A 21,721-nucleotide genomic window follows, 5' to 3' on the forward strand; every position below is an offset into this window, starting at 1 on the left:
ATCAAGTCTGAGCTACTACAAATAAAGTTTACACTGCCCCGCACATATTTATTGACTCCACACACTCCCCTAAAAGCTGTCTAAATTAATATTAAACCAGAAAATCCTTTGCTATATGCACTTGATAAAGTTTTAAAAGTTTAACTTGTGTGATCTCCTCTACGGCGCTTTAGTTTTTTATCGGACTTCAACCTCGATTATAACGTTCTGCCTCTTCTATTAACTTAACCCCTTTATCCAAATAATCTTTTGCCAACAAATTAAGGCAACCTTTTAATCTGGAAGCTGGCATTGGCTGGATTCTTGAGTCTAGATGTTCTTTAAGTAGACGAACAAACTCAAATTCATCTTCTAAAAATTCACGAATATTACTCACTGTATATCTGCTTTCGATAAACTGGCCAAATACAAATACAAGTTAGTTCCCTAACCCACATTTGGACAGAAATCAGTTAGAGTCAGAGTTATAATCCGCTCACTAGTACAGATCAGGTTCGTCTTGAATTGCAGTTATGTACCCTTGTTGGTTAGTAATCACCTGACCATGCCTTCTCACCATCAAGACTCCAAGCATTAAGGGTGGTTATTTTTTGCGCATCAAGAAGATGGTAAGCGGTAATGGTTACTTGGTTATCATGCTCAGTTACCTTGAGAATTGATGAATACCCTTGTAACCCTAGAGCGAATAGCCTTTTCAAGGTATTTTTCGGAGTCTTGATTCTAAAAGCAATACTCTCTCTATCGCTGTTATGGAATATTGGTAAGTTTTCTAAATTTTCATATATCTTTTCGTTAATGGCGATTGAAGGGATATAGTACGTGCCATCTATAATTTCATTTGTAGTTTTATTTATACACGATTGAGTAATCGTGGCTTTCAAACTTAAGTATTTATTTGGGCTTATTTTTTTTAGTTTCAATGCATCCAGCCTATGACTCAACTCCTCCATGGATATTGGTAGTTGCATAGCAGGTTTATCGATGTATTGAACTTTTAATGTTTTGCCCTTACGACCATTTTGCACAAAAATCCTTGTTCCTTCTCTTTTTAACATCCTTTTTAAAGCTTTTGAACGTATGCCAATAATCTCATTACCATATCGATCGATGAGACAATCAAAAGAAAATATATTTGAGTTAGGTGATAGAAATAAGGTTTCTTCATCTCCTAGTTGATTTATAGCGTTGAGGTCAATTAAGGCGAAGTCCCGTAGAAGTGATTTGTGGTTACTTGTAAGATCAACCAATTTGTTGAATACATCAATTGTTGTGATGGTATCAGCAAGAGAACGGTGCGCTTCTGGTTGTTTGATATTAAGCCGTTTGCACACTTTTTCCAGTCGAGGCCATCTTTCATAATCAAGAACAGATTGACTCCACTTCATTACACAAAATCTTTTTTTAACTTTTATTCCAAAGGTTTGGAACAGCATTTGGCAGTCAAAATCCACATTAAAGGAGACTATCGTTTTTCCTTCTAACAATTCAGTTAAGGCCGCTTTCGCTGACTCTATAGACAATCCATTAGCAATCTGCTCGTCAGTTATACTATGGACGGCTCTAGCTTTCGCACTACAGTTAACTCTTGAACTAATTATCGAGTCAAATACAACTCGTTTATCATGCGTGCATATCGATAGCTCAATAATTTCATCACTACTAGAGAGACCCGTAGTTTCTGTATCCAACCAAAAACAGTTATCTACCTTCATTTCTTCAAGTACTTCATCAATTGAAATTATCTCACCAAGAGGACCGACTGGGTTAGCTTGTGGCGGTATACTACTTCTGGTAAGAGGCTTTACCTCTTCAACTGCTTCACTAATTAAAATGCTTTCGCCAAAGTTACTGACTGAGTTAGATCGTTGCGACATGCTACTTCTGGTAAGAAGCTTTACCTCTTCAACCGCTTCACTTATTGAACTGGTTTTACTACTGGCACTGACTGGACTAATTGGCTGCGATTTAGTTTTTCTAGGAATAAATGGGATACGGTTTTTATAACACGTCTTACACAGCTCAACATTTTTGTTTTCTATAACAGAGTGATATGTTTTTTGACGATGCATATTCAAAGGTAGGCCACACGAACCACATTTGCTAGCGTTAGGTATCTTGATTAATGCCCATAGACAGATAGGAAGTCCTATAATTGCCAAAAAAACAATGATTTCTTCATTGCCATTCATACTAATCCTTAAACTATGTTGGATAGACAACTTTACTCTTAGTGAGTGTTTTTTCACTTTTGAAGTAGCAGAACCATCTGCCAGCATCCTACATTAGAAAATGTTGGGTAATCAGATCATACAGGTTGAGTGAAGAGTATCTACTCTAAACGATTTTGGGGCAAAAGCGTGTTAGCTTTGCCCTGTTAAGATTGCACATTAAACCCACCCGATCATCAAATATCATATTCAAGTCGCTCAATATATTTGAGTAATGCCCTAGCCTGAACATCCTTACCATAACAGCCGTAGGTTATGTTTGGGTTCGTGTGACCGACTATCAGCGCCACTATATGTTCACTGATAGCTAATCGCTTAAATTCATCGATAAAGGTGTGTCGAAGACTGTAAGAATATAAACCACCCACATGGTCTAGCAGATCGTCAAACAGTGATGACATTAGTGCACTCGATTCATATCTAAATAGCGACTTACTTTAGCTATCCCTAAATATCCATCCTCAGTCATCACTTCTAGCGGAGTGCGACCATCAAATTTTTGGTTACGCATTGTGACCCACCCATAAAGCAGTTCAGGGTTTTGGGGGTAAAGTAATCGCAAAGCTTTATGGATTGCCAATAAGTACCCTACACGCTCATATGAATCACGCCCTGTTGGGATGCCAACCAAGCCTTCTTCCATAGATTTTATTTTCTTACGACTAGAAGGGCTTATACCAAGCAATGAGCATTGGGCATCCTGTGAAATCCCCCAATACTTAAAAAGCTTTGTGACTGCTTTCGCAAGTACTCTCGACTCGACTTTGTTGACCGTTTTAGCTTGCACTCTATTTGTTGCTAACATATCAAAATCTCCTCATACTTTATTACATTATAAGGTCTGCAGGGACTGTAGTGGTCAACTAATATTGGTCACGATCTTAGAGTTTAACCAGAACAATCGCTATGTAATGGCAGATAAAACTGGTCTCTGTTTTAGAGTACTCAATAGACAAGGTTATCTGTCTTTTTACTGACTTTCATTTTATAACCACTATAAATGGTATACCTTATTTCTAAGTAATCCTGGGGTCATAGGCACGGAACCCTTGGGGTTGCTAATGAACTTAACATGCCCTGCGATTAATTTCTCCGTAGCATCATGCTGATGACCAGCGATCCAATATCTAGTTCTTAGAATTAATTCGTCCGATAAAGAGGCATGATAGAACGGGGCATATTCACTCGTACGATTTATATCTAATGCAAACGCTTCTAAATTGGGAAGGTGATGAGATACAACCAAATCCACCTTCGGCGGAAAATTATCAACAAAACTCTTAAATTGCTCTTCAATAATCTTGTAATTAATAAATTTCGGGTCATTCATCAATAGTCCGTAATCATCTAATAAAGATTTTGAGTAAGTGTGGATCGGAAACCACAAAGAACCACCGTAAATTAAAAAACCATCGATTACGATTGATTCATTGTTTAAAAAGTATAAATTGTCTACCAGCTGGCTATGATATTTTATTTTTTTCAAGGGCGAATTAGATAGCACTGTTGAATGGCTTACGTTATTAACCGATTCCTTTATAAAATGATAAGGATTCATTTTGTATAAACGATTTTTATTACTATACCATTCATGATTTCCACAGACATATATGACCGCACGAAAGTATTTACATAGAATAGTTTTTATATACTCCATGCCAGAGAGTGCATTAGCAGCATCACCCGCGATAATTAGAACGGCCTCAGGATCAAAGTCTAACCAAAAATCCTTTCTTATTTTAAAGTTATCAAGATGCAAATCACTCACAGGTATAAACTTCATATAATTACTCATTATTTTTTAATATAAATATTGCATCAAAGATGCTGAAAAATAAGGATATATCATCAGGTCGCAAGTCCCTTACGCTTTAAACCTGCAAATTGAGAATTTTAACAACGAAAAGCATTGGAGCATTACTGGGAATATATCGTCTTGTACAAGAGCTAGCATTGATGAATGTTGTTATACCATCTGACTCCCGACCATATCCCTCATGAATGTGCCCACAGACATGAAACTGAGGCTTTACTCGCTGGACAGCACTTAATAAGTCATTGCAGCCCACATGTTTTCCTTCTAGATTTTCATCTAAATGACGATAAGCTGGCCCGTGTGTTATCAGGACGTCTGTGTCGTCAGGGATTCGATCCCATTTCTGTTGTATTTCTGCTCCTCTCTGCAAATTAAACGCCCAATTCAAGAACCAGGGTTGCCAAGGTGAACCGTAAAATTTAATTCCACAAATCGTTACCTCTTCATCCTCGAGGTATACGGCATTTGTCATAGCCGCTCTAGCTTGAATCGGATTACTTTCAAATACTCGGTCATGATTACCAGCTATAACGATGCGATAGCGGTGCGGTAAATCTGTAAGCCAAGCGTTAAAATCATTCAACTCTTCCAGTTTCCCAGACTTCGTGATGTCACCTGCATGAATAAATACGTCAGCATCAGGAACTTCTATCTGTCGATACATACCATGCGTATCGCTAATCACAACACATGTCAGTTCGTCATTCATCTATTATAAACCCTACGTTAATTGTGTATTCAGTAAGCACAAGTTCATCTTTTTTTAGATCAACTTTCGCAGTTCATACGCAGAAATAGTCACTTTTATTCTTTATTTTTACTGACTTATTTGAGCTACCGAAATTATTAATTTTAGTATTTAAAACCTTATAACCAAAAGATAGAAATGTCAATATTTACATTAAACATCAATAACTTAAACCGTACACCATAAAATTTAATTAGCTTGTAATTTATGTATACCTTCCATTAATTAGTTTTGTATTTTAATAATTAAGTGATCGATGGACTACTTTCAGTTCTTACCAGTTGGTCTCATTCAGCGAGTTCCATACAAACTTAGATCTAAGCCAAACGGACTCCCCAGTAGTGAAAAATCCAGTACTGGAAATAAAATCAAAATATTACAGTACTGGAACCGCTACCAATTATTTTAGAAGTGAGTATTTACGTTTGAATGCTTCATTAGTGGAATTGCAGTCAATTGCTTTAGTGGTGGTGATGTAACCCTCCCTTAAATTCAGAATGTTTTAAATAGAGTTTTCCATTTACACTAAACCAAATGGAGAATCACATGAAAAAGACACGTTTTACTGAAAGCCAAATCATCAACATCCTCAAAGAAGGTGAATCAGGCGCCCTTACTGTGCCTGAGTTATGCCGCAAACATAATGTTGGTCAAAGTACCTATTACAAATGGAAATCGAAATACGGTGGGATGCAAGCCTCTGATTTAACCCGTATGCGTGAATTAGAAGCTGAAAATGCCAAACTTAAAAAGATGTTTGCAGATGTCAGTTTGCAAAACATGGCACTTAAAGACATTGTTGAAAAAAAGCTATAAAGCCAGCAGAGCGGAAGGTGTTAGCCCACTATGCCATTAATGAATTTGGCCTAGGTGTTGTGTTGGCTTGTGATGCGCTAAGTATCAGTCGTTGCACATTTTATTACCAACTCAAGCGTATCGATGATAATGACATCATTGAGGCCGTATCAGGCATCGCAGAGAAGCATAGGGCTTATGGTTTTCGAAAGATATTTAAACGGTTACGCTTACTTGGTCATAAATGGAATCATAAACGTGTGTATCGCGTTTATTGTGGTTTGAAGCTTAACTTACGACGTAAAGGCAAAAAACGCATACCGTCACGTGAACCAGAGCCACTAGCCGTTCCAGTAAAGGCAAATGATTGCTGGTCAATGGATTTTATGAGCGACAACTTGTTTTCAGGAAAGTCGTTCAGAACTTTTAATGTGATTGATGACTATCATCATGAAGCTTTAGCGATATAAGTGGACTCAAGCTTACCTGCTCAACGGGTAATACGTGTACTGGATAGAATCGCAGCCTATCGCGGTTACCCTAAGCGTTTAAGGCAAGATAATGAGCCTGAGTTTATCTCACATGCACTTGAGATATGGGCTGAACAACACGGTATTAAGTTAGACTTTATTAAGCCAGGTAAGCCCACTCAAAATGCGTTTATTGAACGATTTAACCGAACTTATCGAAATGAAGTATTGGACTGTTATTTGTTCAACAGCTTGACTGAAGTAAGGGAAATCACGGATAGTTGGCTTGAAGAATATAATTATGATCGGCCCCATGAATCACTGAACGATCTACCGCCCAAGCTATATGAGCGGTTAAATAAAGAAAACTCTCTTAAAATATGATCGATATAAGGGAGGGTTACACTAAAACTTAGTAATATTTCGAGGGTAGAATAAGGTGGAAAAAAGATCAAATACCTAACAATATCAGCATCTTACATATTATATTGAGAAATAAATGTATTGCCAATAGAGGTTCAGAAACCTATCGGTTCAACTTATTGTTTTTGTTATCTTTGTGATTTTTTAGGTAAAAAATCATACACGAAAACATCACTGGTATGACAAGTGAAATATTTTACTCAAATGACCATTTTAATAAGTTAAGTGAAGTATTTTTAGTTAGCATAGGAAGTTTAGAGCAGCTAAAAATCTATTAACCGCTCTATATAAATTAACGTTAATTTTTTATAACTTTATCTTTTATTTTCAATAATTTTGAATCTATATCTTCTTGGTCTAAATCACCAATTAGAATCATTCCACCCCATAAGTTAATTTCTCGCATAAATTCTCGGAAAATATGCCTCTCAAAGAGAATGGAATCTTCACTAAGAGATTGATGAAGAGCTTTCAAGATTCCTGTTAATACATTAACATTTTGTGATGTAGTAGGGCGTTCAAATATATTAGCTCTAACATCTGTTTTAGTTAAAAAGGCCTTTAATGCGTCATCTAGGCCTAACTCATCGACCCGGCTTACAACATATGCCATCCACCATAATCTAGATACACCGTTATTTCGTTCTATGCTGCGCTTTTCGTCAGTACAAAAGAAATGTGCCTTTATTTCTTTTATCGCTTTTTCTGTCTCTTGAGGAATCGGGTATCTATTTCGCACGTAGTTTAAAAATATCGTGTGTGATAGGTAATTCCATAGCCGAGGATCTCTTGCAATAGAAGGCTCTAATCCAGTTATTGATTTATATAGAATCGAAGAGAATTTTGCATCACTTGCTGCTCGGTTAGCAGGCGACTGATCTTTAGCTTTATAATCTAAAATAGGCTGTAGCATGTCGAGATCAATTGAGACACTGTCTGGTAAAGCAAATGATAGGGTTTCATCTTCGGAAATAAAATTAAAATCCCCGTTTCTGTATGTTTCTATATTTTGTTCAATATCATGAATCAGCTGCGCAAGTTCACGTTGATGAAAAAGTCTCATCTCCATTAGTCTTTCTCCTTAAATACATAATTTTTAAGTTGAAGCATTGGCATCTTAAATAATTCTTGAGCAATAACGTATGCAGGGTCCGTATCTATATCAATATTTTCAGTATTGTGTATTTTTCTACTTAATACGCTAGCCCATTTATTATTCTCATATTCATCAACTGCTTGCTGAATTTGATTAATGGCTTCTACCAACGCTGAAAAATATAATGAATTCATTAGAACAGCTAAGTGAGATGGATTATTTCTAGCTATATCGATCATTTGTTTAGTTGTAGGACTAACAGCAATTGTTATATCGTCGTGGTCTAATTCAACTCTAAATTCATTATCACTTCTATTATTTGATTGAATTAAAGAAAAGATAGATGCTAGTGGTTTAAAGGAATCCCTATCAAAAAATGATATTTGTGGTTCATCGAGTGCTAAAACATCACCTTTCTCAATATTAAAAGCAAGATCTCCGAATTCTGGATTTAGATCTTCTGGCAAAAAATTATCAATATCTTCAGAAGCCGTCACAAAACATGTTACTTCAACTTCATCCCTAAAGTCTCCATAGTTAAATTCATATTCAATTTCATCTGAATTAGTTCTTAAGCTCTTTCTAAAGAAAGTGCTTCGACATGAGATAATGATTGAATAATTTGCTTTGTTGCTTTCTATTAGCTCTTGAATAGCTTCAGAACTTATAGCGAGAGATGCATTAAATTTGACCTTTTTATTATCATGATCTATTAAAAACTCAGCCGTAGTTTGTATATCACTATCTAAATAATCATCGTTGTGTGGCCTTAACACTGGATAAGGAAAGGCTTTTTGAGGGTCAAACTTCATCTGCTACAACCTTAATAGCGAAACCGCTATCATCATTAATTGAAATTTCAGCTGTCACACGAGTATTAGCAACACCGTCAAGATAAAGCAGTCCATTTTTAAGCTCACCTATATTTGCACTAGTAATTTCTGTTGGGTAATCACTATCGGCCCCAGCTAAAAATACTCTAATTCTAAGAGAAGCAGTTTTTAGCGGAGTAAAAAAGATGCTTTTGTTTCCACTCTTATTTGACGATACTCGCACATTCTTGAGAGGAACAGGGGTAATATTCTCTTTACCTCCACTGGTACTTACTTCTCCAGAGCCTTCTCCACCATTTCCTGGGCCGCCTCCACCATTTCCTGGGCCGCCTCCACCATTTCCTGGGCCGCCTCCACCAGGCTGTTCTCCTTCTCCGGCTCCAGGGCCTTGAGTTTCAGAAATAAATGGTGCAGAAATTTTCTTTCTTTTAACAGGCTTCGCAGTAATTCTAATTTCACCAACAGGATTCATTTCTTCATTTTTATCTTCTCCAGCTTCAGATGATTCTGAACCAAGAAATTTAGATAATTCATCCAACGTTGATTGCGCTTCGCCAGGATCTTGAGCATGCCTTTTAATCATATCCTTAATCCATTGCTTGATATTATTTAAGGCTCTTTTTCCTATTCGTTGCTGCTCTTTAGTAAGCCTTTCTGGTTCAAAATCATCATGACGAGGAGGCTCCATTTCCCTTAACAGAGCATTCCCTTTTTCGCTTAGACACTCAAATACAGCAACAAAATCTTTGTAATTATAAAATCTCATTAATCCATGTAGTTTATCTGTGATCAACATACCATTTCTCAGAAAGCATACCTTTTTAGGCAAGTCTTCACCTACAACCAATCGTAATCTACAATGCCCTAAATCACGATTTTCTGTATTTTCAATAATTACACTTTCATTATGCTTCTTAATGACTTGATAATAATCTTTAGCTGACTTTAATTTTTCTGGCTCTTCTTTTTCACTTTCAATAGCAGTTTGAAGCCTTAAAAATTCTTTACCAAATAGAATATCGTCAATTGATTCTTTATTTATTTGTTGATTAGCCATTGATTTCTACCTCAAGTTTTCCTTCAGTAATGGCCCCAAAAAAGTTAGAAACAATCGATGAAGTTAATCTTTCTTCCCAGTTTTTAGGCTTAGTGAACCCTAAAACATATAATGAAGTTCCTAGCTCGACAGAACCGTCTTCTGCAATAGGTCTTCTCAACCATTCAGGTACCTCAGATGAATCGGAAATGGGCATACAATCTTTTGTATTCCCCCAGTAACCTTGGCCCCTATGCGTTTTTCTCTTATGCTTATGTGACATTAGAATTGATTTAGCTTGAAAAAATTGTTCAACTTCGCCCTTGCTGTTTTTGAAGGCTGTAGAGACGAATAAAGTTCGTAATTCAGATACTGCGTAAGGAGCATTTTTACCAATACCAAATGAACCTCCGGCGATATCACTACTCTTAACACTTTCGCCAGATGCTTTCATAAATGCAAAATATGGCGTTCCATGTTCACATGGACCCATAATTCCTTTAGTGTTGTAATCAGATATTTTTAAAACAGACACTTTCTTTTTTGAGAGTAACTTTGTTGCATCGTTGAAGAATTGCTCCGCTCTTGCACCAGAATTCTTGGCAAATTCCTGGCAAACACTGATATTATTTCTTAACCCTTGAATGTCAGGAATTGTCGCTACATCAAGGTCAAATAAATTAAATTCTATTCTAACAGGCAGTTTTTCATCTAAAACACTATCTCTAGAGTTTTGAGTTATCTCTCTTCCTAAGCTTACTATAGGGTTGCCTTTAAAGGTTTCAATACCTGAATCATTAAAGCCGTCCCACTGTCCTCCTGACTCTACAGGGTGACTCCAACCGATATGTGAACTCATTTAGTTCTCCTTTCTTCATTAATCTTTTTGTAGACCTGTTGTGCTAAAAGCTCTGCTACTGGCACCGCCACAGCATTACCTATTTGCATGTACCTATTGGCACGAGGAACACTTTCAGGAAATTTGAACCAGTTTGGGAAGCCCTGTAATCTGAGGCATTCGTATTCTGTTAGCTTCCTTACTCTAGAATCATTAATAATAAATGGGACATTATGCCCACCTTGTCCCATGTTCGCCGTTAAAGTAGGGCAAGTATTCGTTTCTTTAGTTCTAACTAGATATTTTCTTAGCTGATATAAGCAATCATCTTGTATTTCATGATCTTTTATCATGTCAAAATATCTATTGTTTTCAGGGAGATAGTAGTAGTCATCTTGTTGTTTTTTAAAATCAACAAACTTAGATAGGTCTTTTTTACCTAACCCTTGTTCACTAGGAAAATCAAATTTACCATTTTTGAAATGCTTGATAGAGAAAGCCACCATGAAAAGTCTATTTCGTTTTTGTGGGACGATAGATACATTGAATGCGTCTAGTTCATGTGCATTAGCTTCTCTAAACCAATACCCAGCCTTTTTAATTTCTTTTTCTATTTTTAAGAACCAACTACCGTTATCGCCAATTTTTAGATAGGGAGAGTTTTCAAAGACTAAAACCGAAGGTTTATCTTTTCCAAACTCTTTAATAAGCCTAATAATTTCAAAAAAAAGCTGACCTCTAGGATCATCAAAACCTTTTCTACCTCCAGCCTGTGAAAAGCTTTGACAAGGAAAGCCAGCATGTAGCACATCAACTGGTTCTAACCCATTTTTTTCTACAGATACTTTTTTAATATCGTCTGCAATAACCCTAACGTTATCTAGATTATTTTTATATGTATCTACAGCTCGAACATCTTGCTCAACTGCCCAGACAGTATCTATATTTGAATTTTTAAAGCCTATGCAAAAACCACCTATCCCTGAAAATAATGCACCTGCTTTTAATTTTGAGCTCATAAACGAAACTCATCATTTTTACTATTTGATGAATATTCAAATCGAGATTCTAATTCTTTCATTTTTGTATTCAGTACCTTTAAAATTTTTTTCACATCTTCGTCGTTGTAGGAATAGTTAGTTCTGTTAGATAAATTACCTATTAAATCAAGAGTTTTTATGGCTTTATTAACTCTTTGTTCTGCTAGCTTGACGAATTTATCTCTATTATTCATTGGGTTTACCATTAAACACACAGTTCATTTTCAATATATACTAGTTTATATGAGATTTAATGGCAATATTTTATTTTTGTGTCTTATTTCGAGTGAGTATTGTTATATATTTTTTTTTGCACAAAAATACGCCGATTGTATTTGTTATTTGTATTTTCTAGAGGAAAGGGCAGTAACTATTTCTTTCTGATGGTCATATAGAAGTGTTATTAAGGCTATTTTGTCTTCGATGCAATTTAAATTGTCTTCGTTTTATTTAACTCAAATCAGCTAAACCGCCATCCCGGCCGCCACACCAGACGACCAAGCCCATTGAAAGTTGAACCCTCCGAGCCAACCACTGACGTCCATCACTTCACCAATAAAGTACAATCCAGTAACCTTGCTAGACTGCATGGTTTTAGATGATAACTCATTAGTATCAACGCCACCCAAGGTGACTTCAGCAGTGCGATAGCCTTCGGTACCGTTCATCACGATTGACCATTCATTAAGGTCTTGTGCTATTTGCTCACGCTCACCGTGGCCTAACTGGTTTAAGGCTTTATCAAGCAGTGCTGCTTCAAATAACGCTTCAACCAAGCGCTTTGGTAGCCATTGGCTGATGGTGTTACGTAGGCTTTGCTTAGGGTGATTTGCAAGCGCTAGCTCGATTTTATCTTTCGCTGACTCATTGGGTAACAGGTTAATGCTAATACTTTGGCCTGCTTGCCAGTAATTTGAAATTTGTAAAATTGCCGGGCCTGATAAGCCGCGATGGGTAAATAACAATGCTTCGCTAAACTGAGTGCCATCTTGCGCGGTGATTGTTGTTGGCACCGCAATGCCCGACAGAGGCTCAAAACGCGCTTTTTGCTCCGTATGCCATGTAAACGGCACTAAGCCTGCTGTGGTCGGTAACACCTTTAGTCCAAATTGTTCTGCAAGCTTGTAACCGTAAGGTGATGCGCCAAGTTTGGGCATTGATAAGCCGCCCGTGGCAATCACCAGTGACTCACAACTAAACTCACCGTTTGAGGTCACGACTGCAAACTGCCCAGCATCATTTTTGGTGACCGACACAATCTCAGTGCGTAGCTGTATTTGCGCGCCAGCCCATTCACACTCTGTCATTAACATGCTGACAATGTCTTTAGCTGAGTCATTACAAAATAACTGCCCATGATCACGCTCGTGATATTCAATGCCATGACGCTCAACTAACTCGATAAAGTCACTTGAACGGTAACGTGCTAAGGCAGATTTTACAAAGTGGCTGTTACCACACAAGAAGTTGTGAGGTTCCACTTTTTGATTAGTGAAGTTACAACGACCGCCGCCACTGATGAGAATTTTACGGCCTGCTTGCTTAGCATTATCTAGCACTAGAACATCACGACCTCGATAGCCAGCAGTAGAGGCGCACATGAGTCCTGCTGCGCCAGCGCCAATAATGATCACGTCATGATGTTTCACAAGCTTACTCTCTTTAAAATGATTGGGGGCGATTATTGTGACAGTTTACGCTGCCTACTCGACAGCGTTAATCAGCTAGCAAGCGGTATATTTAAGCCACAAAAAAGGGCGCTATATTAGCACCCTTTTAGTCGCATTCACACTTACACACATGCCTTTAGCTATTCACTAATGGTTTCAGACTTTTGGTCTCGACCCAGTAGCTCTTTAGCGGCATCTGTTGGGCTTTTACCTTGATATAACACTTGGTAAATTTGCTCAGTGATAGGCATTTCAACATTAAGACGTTTAGCTAAAGTGTAAACTTCTTTGGTGTTGCGATAGCCTTCAACCACTTGACCGATTTCGTCTTGAGCAGTATCGACATCGCAGCCTTTACCTAATGCCAAGCCAAAACGACGGTTACGTGATTGGTTATCGGTACAAGTTAGTACTAAGTCACCAAGGCCTGCCATACCCATAAAGGTATTAGCATCAGCACCTAAAGCAACGCCTAAACGGGTTAGCTCAACCAAACCACGAGTGATTAATGCGGTGCGTGCATTGGCACCAAAGCCAATGCCATCAGACATGCCAGCGCCAATTGCGATAACGTTTTTAACAGCGCCACCTAATTGTAAGCCGGTAAAATCATCATTAGCGTAAACACGTAAACGTTTCGGGCTATGCAGTAGTTCCACTAAATCATTAGTGAAGCTTGGGCAGGTGCCCGCTACCGAAATTGCTGTTGGCATACCTGCAGCCAGTTCTTTTGCAAAGGTTGGGCCTGATAATACTGCTAATGGAAATTTATCCCCAAGATGCTCAAGAGCAACATCTTGCAGTAATCGACCTGTTTCAGGCTCTAAACCTTTTGTCGCCCAGACAATGCGTGCATCATCTCGTAGCAAAGGCTTGGCCTGTTGCAGTACTAAACCAAACACATGGCTTGGCACCACAACCAATACATTTTTAGTGGCAGCAAGTGCGGTGGCTAAGTCGGCTTCAATTTCAAGACTATCAGGAAAGGTAATCCCTGGTAGAAAGGCATTATTGGCGCGATCGTTAGTTAACGCGGTCATGTGCTCAGGCTCATGACCCCAAAGTAAGGTCTTGTGGCCACTTCTTGCAAGAGAAATGGCAAGGGCGGTGCCGTAAGACCCCGCCCCTAAAACCGCAATTTCAGCAGTGTTATTCATATATTATGCGTTTGCTTCTTCAGCAGCTGGTGCTGCAGCAGCTTCTTGCTGACGCTGTTGAACATATTGTGCAAATAGTGCATCAAAGTTCACTGGAGCAAGGTTAAGCTGTGGGAAAGTACCACGAGAAACTAAGTTACCTACTGTTTCACGTGCGTATGGGAATAGTACGTTAGGGCAGTAAGCACCTAAAGAGTGAGCAAGTTGTTGCTCAGTTAAGCCAGTGATAGAGAAGATACCCGCTTGTTGAACTTCACATAAGAAAGCAGTTTGCTCGCCATTTTGTGCAGTAACAGTTAGAGAAAGGATCACTTCATAAACATCATCAGATAGCTTGTTGCTACGAGTATCAAGATCCAGCTTAACTTCTGGATTCCATTCTTTTTGGAAAACTTCTGGGCTGTTTGGCGTTTCAAAAGACACATCTTTTGTGTAAACGCGTTGGATGTTGAATTGTGGTGCTTGCTCTTCGTTGTTTGCTACTTCAGCCATGATTTCCTACCTTCAAATGTTTTTTAGCTCTTCTGCGAAGCTAATCGTAAATTTGGGCTTGTCGCTAAAATGTGGCCGTTAGACAACATTTTAGACCATCCCGGTAAATTGGGTCTCACCAGTTTGTTATCTTACTTCTTACCTTTAACAACAGGTAAGTTTGCCGCTTGCCAATCACCCATACCGCCTTTTAGGTTATGAACATTCTCAAACCCTTGAGCGACAAGAAGTTGAGCAGCTTGCGAAGATGTCATTCCAGCAGCACATACAGTAATAATGGGACTGGTTTTAAACTTTTCAAGGGCAGTCGCTTTATTATTTTTGATTTCTGCTAATGGCACATGAATAGCGTCAACGATGTGACCTTTGCGGTAATCGTCTTGAGAGCGCACATCAACAACTTTAGCGCCTTGCTTGTTCATTAGCATGGTCAGTTCTTGAGTATTGACGTTGCTCACTTTTGAGGTTGCTGATTTAATGGTCATCACCACAACTGCAGCAAATAAACCAACCCATGCGATACTTAATACAGGGTTAGCTTGAAAAAATTCGATATATTCTTGCATCTTCTCTGCCTACTTTAAAAATGGCTAAAATTAATAAGCCACAGAGTATACCGATTGCATCTTTATAATGCAGCAAATTCAAGCCTAATCATCTTCTCTACTGTGCCATGGGCAGCACTTTAACGACGAAACATTGCATTTGCTTACTATCCTAAGGGCAATAGCTCACAGGTTTTTGACTAAATGTGTTGTTATTGAGCCTTATTCATCTTGCACGGGATTGTGACTGGGCAAGCTATTCATCGTAAATTGCCTCTACTGAGCCGCTCTTCAAAGGTAAATTTCTTTTTCAGGAGCTGAAAAAGAAGTAATATCCATACCATTAAAATTTTAGCTTTCTCTTAAAACTTTTTCTTTTAAAACTTAAAGGTACTCCCATGACGACACCAAAACGTCCACTGGCATTACTTATCTTAGATGGCTGGGGTCATCGTGAAAATACGCATAAAAATGCGGTTTTTCATGCGAAAACTCCAGTTTTAGATAAGTTAACCGCCCAATATGCAAGCAGTTTAATTTCCGGATCAGGTATGGATGTTGGCCTACCTGACGGTCAAATGGGCAACTCAGAAGTGGGTCATATCAATATTGGTTCTGGCCGTATTGTTTACCAAGAGCTTACCCGCATTAGCAAAGCCATTGCTGACAATGAGTTTAATCAAAATGAGGCACTGTGCGCTTCAATCGATAAAGCTATCGCCAATAATGGCGCTGTGCATATTATGGGTTTAATGTCGCCAGGTGGTGTTCACAGCCATGAAGAGCACATTGAAGCCATGTGCCGCATGGCGGTTGAGCGCGGTGCCACTAAGGTGTATTTACATGCCTTTTTAGATGGTCGTGATACCCCACCTCGTAGCGCAAAAAACTCTTTGATCCATTTTGATGAGTTATTTGCAAGCTTGGGTCACGGTAAGGTAGCCTCATTGATTGGTCGTTACTACGCCATGGATCGCGACAACCGCTGGGATCGAGTTGAAAAAGCGTTCAACTTAATTGCTCAAGGTAAAGGTGACTTTAATTACCCAAGCGCAGTTGCGGCATTAGACGCCGCTTACGAACGTGATGAAAACGATGAGTTTGTCGCTGCATCGACCATAGGTGAGGCCGCAAGCTTAGCTGATGGCGATGCGTTAATCTTCATGAACTTTCGCGCTGACCGCGCCCGAGAAATCACTCGTTGTTTTGTCGAAACCGATTTTGCTGGCTTTACACGTGAAGTTACCCCTGCAATCAACTTCGTGATGCTAACCAACTATGCTAATGACATTGACGCTGTGGTGGCATTTCCATCAACAGATCTGGTCAATACCTTAGGTGAAACCTTACAAAAACAGGGTAAAAAACAGCTGCGTATTTCTGAAACAGAAAAATATGCCCATGTGACCTTCTTTTTTAATGGCGGCAAAGAAGAGCCATTTGAAGGCGAAGATCGCACCTTGATTAAGTCGCCAGATGTGGCAACTTATGATTTGCAGCCTGAAATGAACTCAACCGAGCTCACAGATAAATTAGTTGCTGCCATTGAGTCTACTGACTATGACGTGATTATTTGTAATTATCCAAATGGTGACATGGTCGGTCATACCGGTAAATTTGATGCTGCGGTTAAAGCCTGTGAAGCAGTCGATGCTTGTATTGGTCGTGTAGTAGAGGCGCTAGCGAAAGTCGGCGGCGAATGCATTATTACTGCCGATCATGGTAATGCTGAGCAAATGACCAATGAACAAACGGGTCAAGCTCATACTGCCCATACCAGTGAGTTGGTACCTTTCATTTATGTAGGCCGTGAAGCCACCATTGATGCAGGTGGACGATTGAGCGATATTGCGCCGACTATGTTAACCTTGATGGAACAAGAAGTGCCGCAGGAAATGACCGGCCGTTCAATCATTAAACTCAAAGAGTAACTAGCCACTCGTGAAAAAACGACTTTTGTTTAAAGCCAGCATGTTTGCTGGCTTGGTGATACTGACATCATCAGTTCAAAGTGCCGATCTTGGTAAGCGTCAATCAGAGCTGAAATCTATTCAGGCTCAGATTAACCAACAACAAAGCTCTTTGAAGGACACCAGTCGTCAACGAGAAAAGCTCATTTCGTTGTTAAAGCGAGATGAGCAAGCTATCTCTAATGCTGCTCAAAAAGTTAATCAAACCCAAAACTCACTGTCTGCGGTAAATACTAAACTTCGCGAACTTGATGCTGAAAAAGTCAACTTAGATACACTGCGAGTTACGCAGCAAAAGACCTTATCTAAACAATTATCTAGCGCTTACCTTGCCGGTAACCATGACTATTCAAAGATGATGCTTAACCAGCAAAACCCTGCCACAGTTGAGCGGATGTTAGCGTATTATCAATACCTTAATAATGCCCGTATTAAAGCCATTACCAGTTTAAAAACAACTATTGAGCAATTAGAGCTAGTTAAAGTTGAGCAAGTTAATGAACAGCAAAAACTTAATTCCTTAATTCTTGAGCAACAAAAGCAGGCTAAACAACTCGCTAAAGAACAATCACAACGTCAACAAACCTTAGCACAAATTCAACGCACCTTGACCAGCAAAGGCGCAGAGCTTGAACAACTACAAATTGAAGAAGCCAGCTTAAAACACCTTATTGAACAAGCGGTGCTGGCGGCCAAAAATAGCCCCTCAATGGATGGCTTAGCCAAGCTGCGCGGTAAATTAAAATGGCCAACTAAAGGACGAGTTTCGTCTAAATTTGGCAGTAGCCGCTCAGGACAAATCAGCTGGAAAGGTGCGGTAATTGCCGCTCCTGAAGGACAAACCATCACCGCTATTGCTCACGGCACCGTTATTTATTCAGACTGGTTACGAGGCTTTGGTATGGTTATGGTAATCGATCACGGCGAAGGCTATATGAGTTTATATGGTCACGCGCAGTCATTACTTATTCCACCTGGCGAAACCGTTAAAAAAGGAGAATCCATTGCACTTGTTGGGAGTTCAGGCGGACAAACAGAATCTGGCCTATACTTTGAAATAAGACACAAAGGGCAAGCCATTAACCCAGCGAGATATTGTCGATAACACGCTAATAATAAAGTAATTTAATCTTTGGCGGTTATCAAACCTTCCGTAGGTTTAATCGTTGATCAATCGACGCCCTAATAATACCGCAAGGTATCTAAGGGGCAGTTATGATGCAAATTACACGTTATTTCTTGTGCTTCATATTAGGCGTTAGCGTTGCATTTTCATTGAACTTATCCAGTTCAGAGCAACACTATAAAACCCAATCTGAATACAGTTACTCACTCTTACTTGATGTCATCGATACGGTTCATACCTATTACTTTAACGAAGTAGACCGTGAAGACTTAATTGAATACGCCATCGAAGGAATATTCAATAAACTAGACCCCTATTCAGGCTTTTTAGATACTGGCGATTATCAAAGCATTAATGACAGTAATAATGGCCAGTACTTTGGTTTCGGCTTTGAAGTGGCAACTGATGACAACCAAATCACTATCATTACTCCTTATGCCAACTCACCTGCGGCCCGCGCTAATATTCAACCTGGCGATAAGGTCCTGCAACTTAACGACACCCTGATTGATCAAACCAATTTAACCGATGTACTTACCGAGATTAAGCAGCACAGTATCAACAAGCGACCAATAACACTCACCATTGAGCGCCAAGCTAACGAAACACTTCTATTTAATCTCGCCCCTGAGCTAATTCATATTAAATCAATTAATGCGAAAATTATTGATAATAATATCGGTTATATACAACTTAACTCGTTTCAGGAAGACGCTACCAATGCCATTATTAACCAAGCTAAACTATGGCAACAACAGCAATTAAAAGGTCTTATTATTGATGTTAGAAACAATCCCGGCGGGCTACTCAGTCAAGCCATCAGTATTGCTGATTTGTTTTTGCAAAAAGGTTTAATTGTTTCAACTGAAGGGCGTTTTTTCGATGCAAATGAAAACTACTATGCATCGCAACCTACCATATTTAAAGGCGTGCCTATGGTAGTACTTATTAATAAGGGCTCAGCATCGGCATCAGAAGTACTGGCTGCAGCATTACAAGAAAATAACCGCGCCACGCTAGTGGGAGAAACCAGCTTTGGAAAAGGTACGGTGCAAAGTTTGATCCCCATGCTGGATATGGGCAACGCTATAAAGCTCACGATTGCAAAATATAGCACGCCAGATGGTAACGACATTCACACTAAAGGCATTGAACCGGACATTAAAATATCAAATGATGCTATCCTAAAAACAGATTATCTGGATATAATTGAACAAACTACAGCGCAATATGATGAACCACAGGATGGTCAAATTTCTTCCGCTATTGCATGGATAACAACTCATAATTAAAGCAGACTTTGTGCGCTATATATTGATACTTTTAGCTTTACTGTTAACGGCTCCAGTTCAAGCAACCCAAATCGCTATCATCATTGACGATATTGGTTATCGTCAAACCGATGAGGCGGTTTTGTCTTTACCAAACGGCATTACCCTTTCGGTAATACCTCATACTCCATTAGGTCAGCAACTTGCAAAGCAAGGCCATCAGCGTGGCAATGAAATTATGCTGCATATTCCCATGCAGGCACTCAATGGTAAAAACCTAGGCCAAGGTGGTTTAACGAATGAAATGGATGAGCAAGAGTTAAAACACCAGCTAAAAGATTCTATTGCCAATATCCCTTATGCTAAAGGGGCAAATAACCATATGGGCAGTTTGCTCACACAACTTGAAAGCCCAATGACTTGGCTGATGCAAAGCTTAAAAGAGCAGGACTTGTATTTTGTCGATAGCAGGACAACCCGCTTTAGTGTTGCCAGTGAGCAGGCGCAGCAACATGAGGTGCCATTATTACGCAGACAAATTTTTTTAGATAACGATGTCAGTGAGCAGGCACTAGAGAAACAATTCAAGCAGATCATACTAAAAGCAAAAAACGATGAAAATATTGTTGTAATAGCACACCCATATCCTGAAACAGTGCACTTTTTGAATCAAAATTTACATCGCTTAGAAGCCGAAGGAATTAGCCTAGTCCATACTTCAAAGCTGTTGCCCGTAACAATGATCAGTAATAAAGCCACTAGTTCAGTTCAAGTATTGAGATAGATAAATCAGGTAAGGTATCCATTAACTCATCTGCATTCTTAACGATATCAGCCAAAGTGCAGTCATTCAGCACGTTCATATATGCAGCAACTGCGTTCGCAAGAATACCTTTTAAACTACATGCTGGCGTAAAGCGGCAATAGGGTTCACTGCAATTAACAGGGGCCAGTGAAGGCTCTAATTCACCAACAAGCTGACCAAGATTAATGTCACTAGGCTTCACTGCTAATTTAAACCCACCACTTTTACCACGTAAAGTTTGTATATAACCTAGCTTACCCAGATGATGAATAATCTTTGCAACATGATTAGAAGACAGCTCAAAGACTTCCGTGACTTCAGCAATACGAAATAAAGTCTCTCTTTTTGGCTGTGCAGCAAGGTACATTAAAATACGGATGCCATAATCGGTATAACGGGTCAGTTGCATAAAGTCATATCCAAACTAATTAAAGGTACATACTAAGACGTTGAAGCTTCTAGCTCAGTGATCAAAATCAATGCTTGCTCATTTGATGTACTGCAAACATCCATTGTCGCGGTAAATTCTGCGCAAACAGCAGGTCTTGATGGATCGCCGAAAATCTTACACAAATTATCGCCATTTAACTGAATACAGCGAACCCCTGCAGGTTTACCGTTAGGCATGCCGGGTATTGGACTGGTAATTGACGGAGCAATACAACATGCACCACAACCTAAACGACAATCCATACTTCCACCTACCTGCTTAAAAGAGCAATATATCTTACTCATCACTAATATAAAAACATCTAAATCAAAAAAAGTACATTAAATGCATCTTTTGTTTAAAAATGTGAGTTTTGGGTACAATCGAAACTACTTGTATCTGTATTGACTAGAGTTAAAGAGTCAAAGCCTTTACCCATAATGACAAAAAGCCTTTACTTTCATTTAGACAAGATTGATGCAATAAGCCAAAAACTTTCTTAATTTGCTAGAAACAAAAAGTCTGCATGTTGCAATAGAACCTTAATTCTTGGATCTTGAAATTCGAACGTCTCATAGGTCGGCAGTTTCTAAAAACATCCTGACCAACCGAATATTCTACTTCTGCATTAATATTGAGTAAATAAAAACTAAATTCCAGAACTAAAAAAGCCTCTACCTTGCACTAAATCACTACAGTAGAGGCTTTGATCTTTATTCTTTATGTTGCCGCAGCTAACTTACTCTTATCAAGAGTTATACCAGTGCGTCTTAGCGTGTGACGAGTCGACAGTCTCTAATAACAATCACATTATCAGATTCACACAGCTGAACTTTCGCTTTCTCGCTGACAATTCATTCATTTCTAAAACGAAATAAGCCTCTACATTGCTGTATAGGCTTTCGTCTTTACGTTGGCGGAGCGGACTTACT

At 38.9% G+C, this 21,721-nt stretch carries 22 protein-coding genes and 1 pseudogene; 5 read left to right on the top strand and 18 right to left on the bottom strand.

Features of this window, described 5'->3' with window-relative positions; all coding sequences use genetic code 11:
• Positions 1–187: 187 nt before the first annotated feature.
• From BCU94_RS16340 to BCU94_RS16365, 6 genes are all read right to left on the bottom strand, one after another.
• Positions 188–376: a hypothetical protein gene (locus BCU94_RS16340; protein ID WP_102476981.1), complete on the bottom strand. Its 189-nt coding sequence runs from the start codon at positions 374–376 to the stop codon at positions 188–190.
• Positions 377–527: 151 nt separating this feature from the next.
• On the bottom strand, positions 528–2,189 hold the full coding sequence (locus BCU94_RS16345; protein ID WP_157937403.1) for a 3'-5' exonuclease: 1,662 nt from the start codon (positions 2,187–2,189) through the stop codon (positions 528–530).
• A gap of 215 nt (positions 2,190–2,404) precedes the next feature.
• Positions 2,405–2,629 carry a hypothetical protein gene (locus tag BCU94_RS16350; protein ID WP_198590441.1) on the bottom strand — a complete coding sequence of 75 codons (225 nt, stop codon included), beginning with the start codon at positions 2,627–2,629 and terminating at the stop codon, positions 2,405–2,407.
• On the bottom strand, positions 2,629–3,033 hold the full coding sequence (locus tag BCU94_RS16355) for an antitoxin Xre-like helix-turn-helix domain-containing protein (protein ID WP_102476983.1): 405 nt from the start codon (positions 3,031–3,033) through the stop codon (positions 2,629–2,631). The genes BCU94_RS16350 and BCU94_RS16355 overlap by 1 nt, the downstream gene beginning before the upstream one ends.
• Positions 3,034–3,222: 189 nt before the next feature.
• Positions 3,223–4,011, bottom strand: a complete 789-nt coding sequence (locus tag BCU94_RS16360; protein ID WP_102476984.1) for a metallophosphoesterase — start codon at positions 4,009–4,011, stop codon at positions 3,223–3,225.
• A gap of 88 nt (positions 4,012–4,099) precedes the next feature.
• Complete coding sequence (locus BCU94_RS16365; protein ID WP_241905022.1) at positions 4,100–4,753, bottom strand: metallophosphatase domain-containing protein; 654 nt, start codon at positions 4,751–4,753, stop codon at positions 4,100–4,102.
• A gap of 585 nt (positions 4,754–5,338) precedes the next feature.
• Between BCU94_RS16365 and BCU94_RS16370 the strand changes: the two are divergent.
• Positions 5,339–6,441: pseudogene (locus BCU94_RS16370) on the top strand (IS3 family transposase).
• A gap of 337 nt (positions 6,442–6,778) precedes the next feature.
• Here BCU94_RS16370 and BCU94_RS16375 read toward each other — a convergent pair.
• The 10 genes from BCU94_RS16375 to BCU94_RS16420 form a co-directional block, all read right to left on the bottom strand.
• Entirely contained in the window at positions 6,779–7,549 is a 771-nt protein-coding gene (locus tag BCU94_RS16375; RefSeq protein ID WP_102476985.1) for a DUF6339 family protein, read from the bottom strand.
• Positions 7,549–8,388: a hypothetical protein gene (locus BCU94_RS16380; protein ID WP_102476986.1), complete on the bottom strand. Its 840-nt coding sequence runs from the start codon at positions 8,386–8,388 to the stop codon at positions 7,549–7,551. Before BCU94_RS16380 ends, BCU94_RS16375 begins: the two co-directional genes overlap by 1 nt.
• Positions 8,378–9,466, bottom strand: coding sequence for a hypothetical protein (locus tag BCU94_RS19615; RefSeq protein ID WP_102476987.1), 1,089 nt, complete (start codon positions 9,464–9,466; stop codon positions 8,378–8,380). Before BCU94_RS19615 ends, BCU94_RS16380 begins: the two co-directional genes overlap by 11 nt.
• A complete protein-coding gene (locus tag BCU94_RS16390; RefSeq protein WP_102476988.1) occupies positions 9,459–10,304 on the bottom strand; it encodes a hypothetical protein in 846 nt (281 codons plus the stop codon). Before BCU94_RS16390 ends, BCU94_RS19615 begins: the two co-directional genes overlap by 8 nt.
• Positions 10,301–11,302, bottom strand: coding sequence for a DNA (cytosine-5-)-methyltransferase (dcm, locus tag BCU94_RS16395; protein ID WP_102476989.1), 1,002 nt, complete (start codon positions 11,300–11,302; stop codon positions 10,301–10,303). The genes BCU94_RS16390 and dcm overlap by 4 nt, the downstream gene beginning before the upstream one ends.
• Positions 11,299–11,517: a hypothetical protein gene (locus BCU94_RS16400; RefSeq protein ID WP_102476990.1), complete on the bottom strand. Its 219-nt coding sequence runs from the start codon at positions 11,515–11,517 to the stop codon at positions 11,299–11,301. Before BCU94_RS16400 ends, dcm begins: the two co-directional genes overlap by 4 nt.
• Before the next feature lie 270 nt (positions 11,518–11,787).
• Entirely contained in the window at positions 11,788–12,972 is a 1,185-nt protein-coding gene (locus BCU94_RS16405) for an NAD(P)/FAD-dependent oxidoreductase (protein ID WP_102476991.1), read from the bottom strand.
• A 161-nt stretch (positions 12,973–13,133) separates the two neighbouring features.
• Positions 13,134–14,150 (bottom strand): NAD(P)H-dependent glycerol-3-phosphate dehydrogenase, encoded by a 1,017-nt coding sequence (gene gpsA / locus BCU94_RS16410; RefSeq protein WP_102435372.1) that lies wholly within the window; start codon positions 14,148–14,150, stop codon positions 13,134–13,136.
• 3 nt (positions 14,151–14,153) lie between these two features.
• The gene (gene secB / locus BCU94_RS16415; protein ID WP_102435374.1) at positions 14,154–14,642 is read right to left on the bottom strand and encodes a protein-export chaperone SecB; all 489 of its coding nucleotides are present in this window, start codon (positions 14,640–14,642) and stop codon (positions 14,154–14,156) included.
• 131 nt (positions 14,643–14,773) lie between these two features.
• Positions 14,774–15,208: a rhodanese-like domain-containing protein gene (locus BCU94_RS16420; RefSeq protein ID WP_076541491.1), complete on the bottom strand. Its 435-nt coding sequence runs from the start codon at positions 15,206–15,208 to the stop codon at positions 14,774–14,776.
• Between the two features lie 377 nt (positions 15,209–15,585).
• Between BCU94_RS16420 and gpmM the strand changes: the two genes are divergently transcribed.
• From gpmM to BCU94_RS16440, 4 genes are all read left to right on the top strand, one after another.
• Positions 15,586–17,118, top strand: a complete 1,533-nt coding sequence (gene gpmM, locus BCU94_RS16425) for a 2,3-bisphosphoglycerate-independent phosphoglycerate mutase (protein ID WP_102476992.1) — start codon at positions 15,586–15,588, stop codon at positions 17,116–17,118.
• A gap of 10 nt (positions 17,119–17,128) precedes the next feature.
• Entirely contained in the window at positions 17,129–18,262 is a 1,134-nt protein-coding gene (locus tag BCU94_RS16430; RefSeq protein ID WP_198589350.1) for a peptidoglycan DD-metalloendopeptidase family protein, read from the top strand.
• A gap of 110 nt (positions 18,263–18,372) precedes the next feature.
• Positions 18,373–19,575 (top strand): S41 family peptidase, encoded by a 1,203-nt coding sequence (locus BCU94_RS16435; RefSeq protein WP_102476993.1) that lies wholly within the window; start codon positions 18,373–18,375, stop codon positions 19,573–19,575.
• Positions 19,576–19,585: 10 nt separating this feature from the next.
• Positions 19,586–20,338 (top strand): divergent polysaccharide deacetylase family protein, encoded by a 753-nt coding sequence (locus tag BCU94_RS16440; RefSeq protein ID WP_102435381.1) that lies wholly within the window; start codon positions 19,586–19,588, stop codon positions 20,336–20,338.
• Here the strand turns inward: BCU94_RS16440 and BCU94_RS16445 are convergent.
• Positions 20,313–20,768: an Rrf2 family transcriptional regulator gene (locus tag BCU94_RS16445; protein ID WP_102435383.1), complete on the bottom strand. Its 456-nt coding sequence runs from the start codon at positions 20,766–20,768 to the stop codon at positions 20,313–20,315. The genes BCU94_RS16440 and BCU94_RS16445 overlap by 26 nt on opposite strands.
• A 32-nt stretch (positions 20,769–20,800) precedes the next feature.
• On the bottom strand, positions 20,801–21,052 hold the full coding sequence (locus tag BCU94_RS16450) for a YkgJ family cysteine cluster protein (RefSeq protein WP_102476994.1): 252 nt from the start codon (positions 21,050–21,052) through the stop codon (positions 20,801–20,803).
• Positions 21,053–21,721 lie beyond the last annotated feature (669 nt).

It is taken from the genome of Shewanella sp. 10N.286.52.C2, assembly GCF_002874545.1.
Classification (GTDB): domain Bacteria; phylum Pseudomonadota; class Gammaproteobacteria; order Enterobacterales; family Shewanellaceae; genus Shewanella.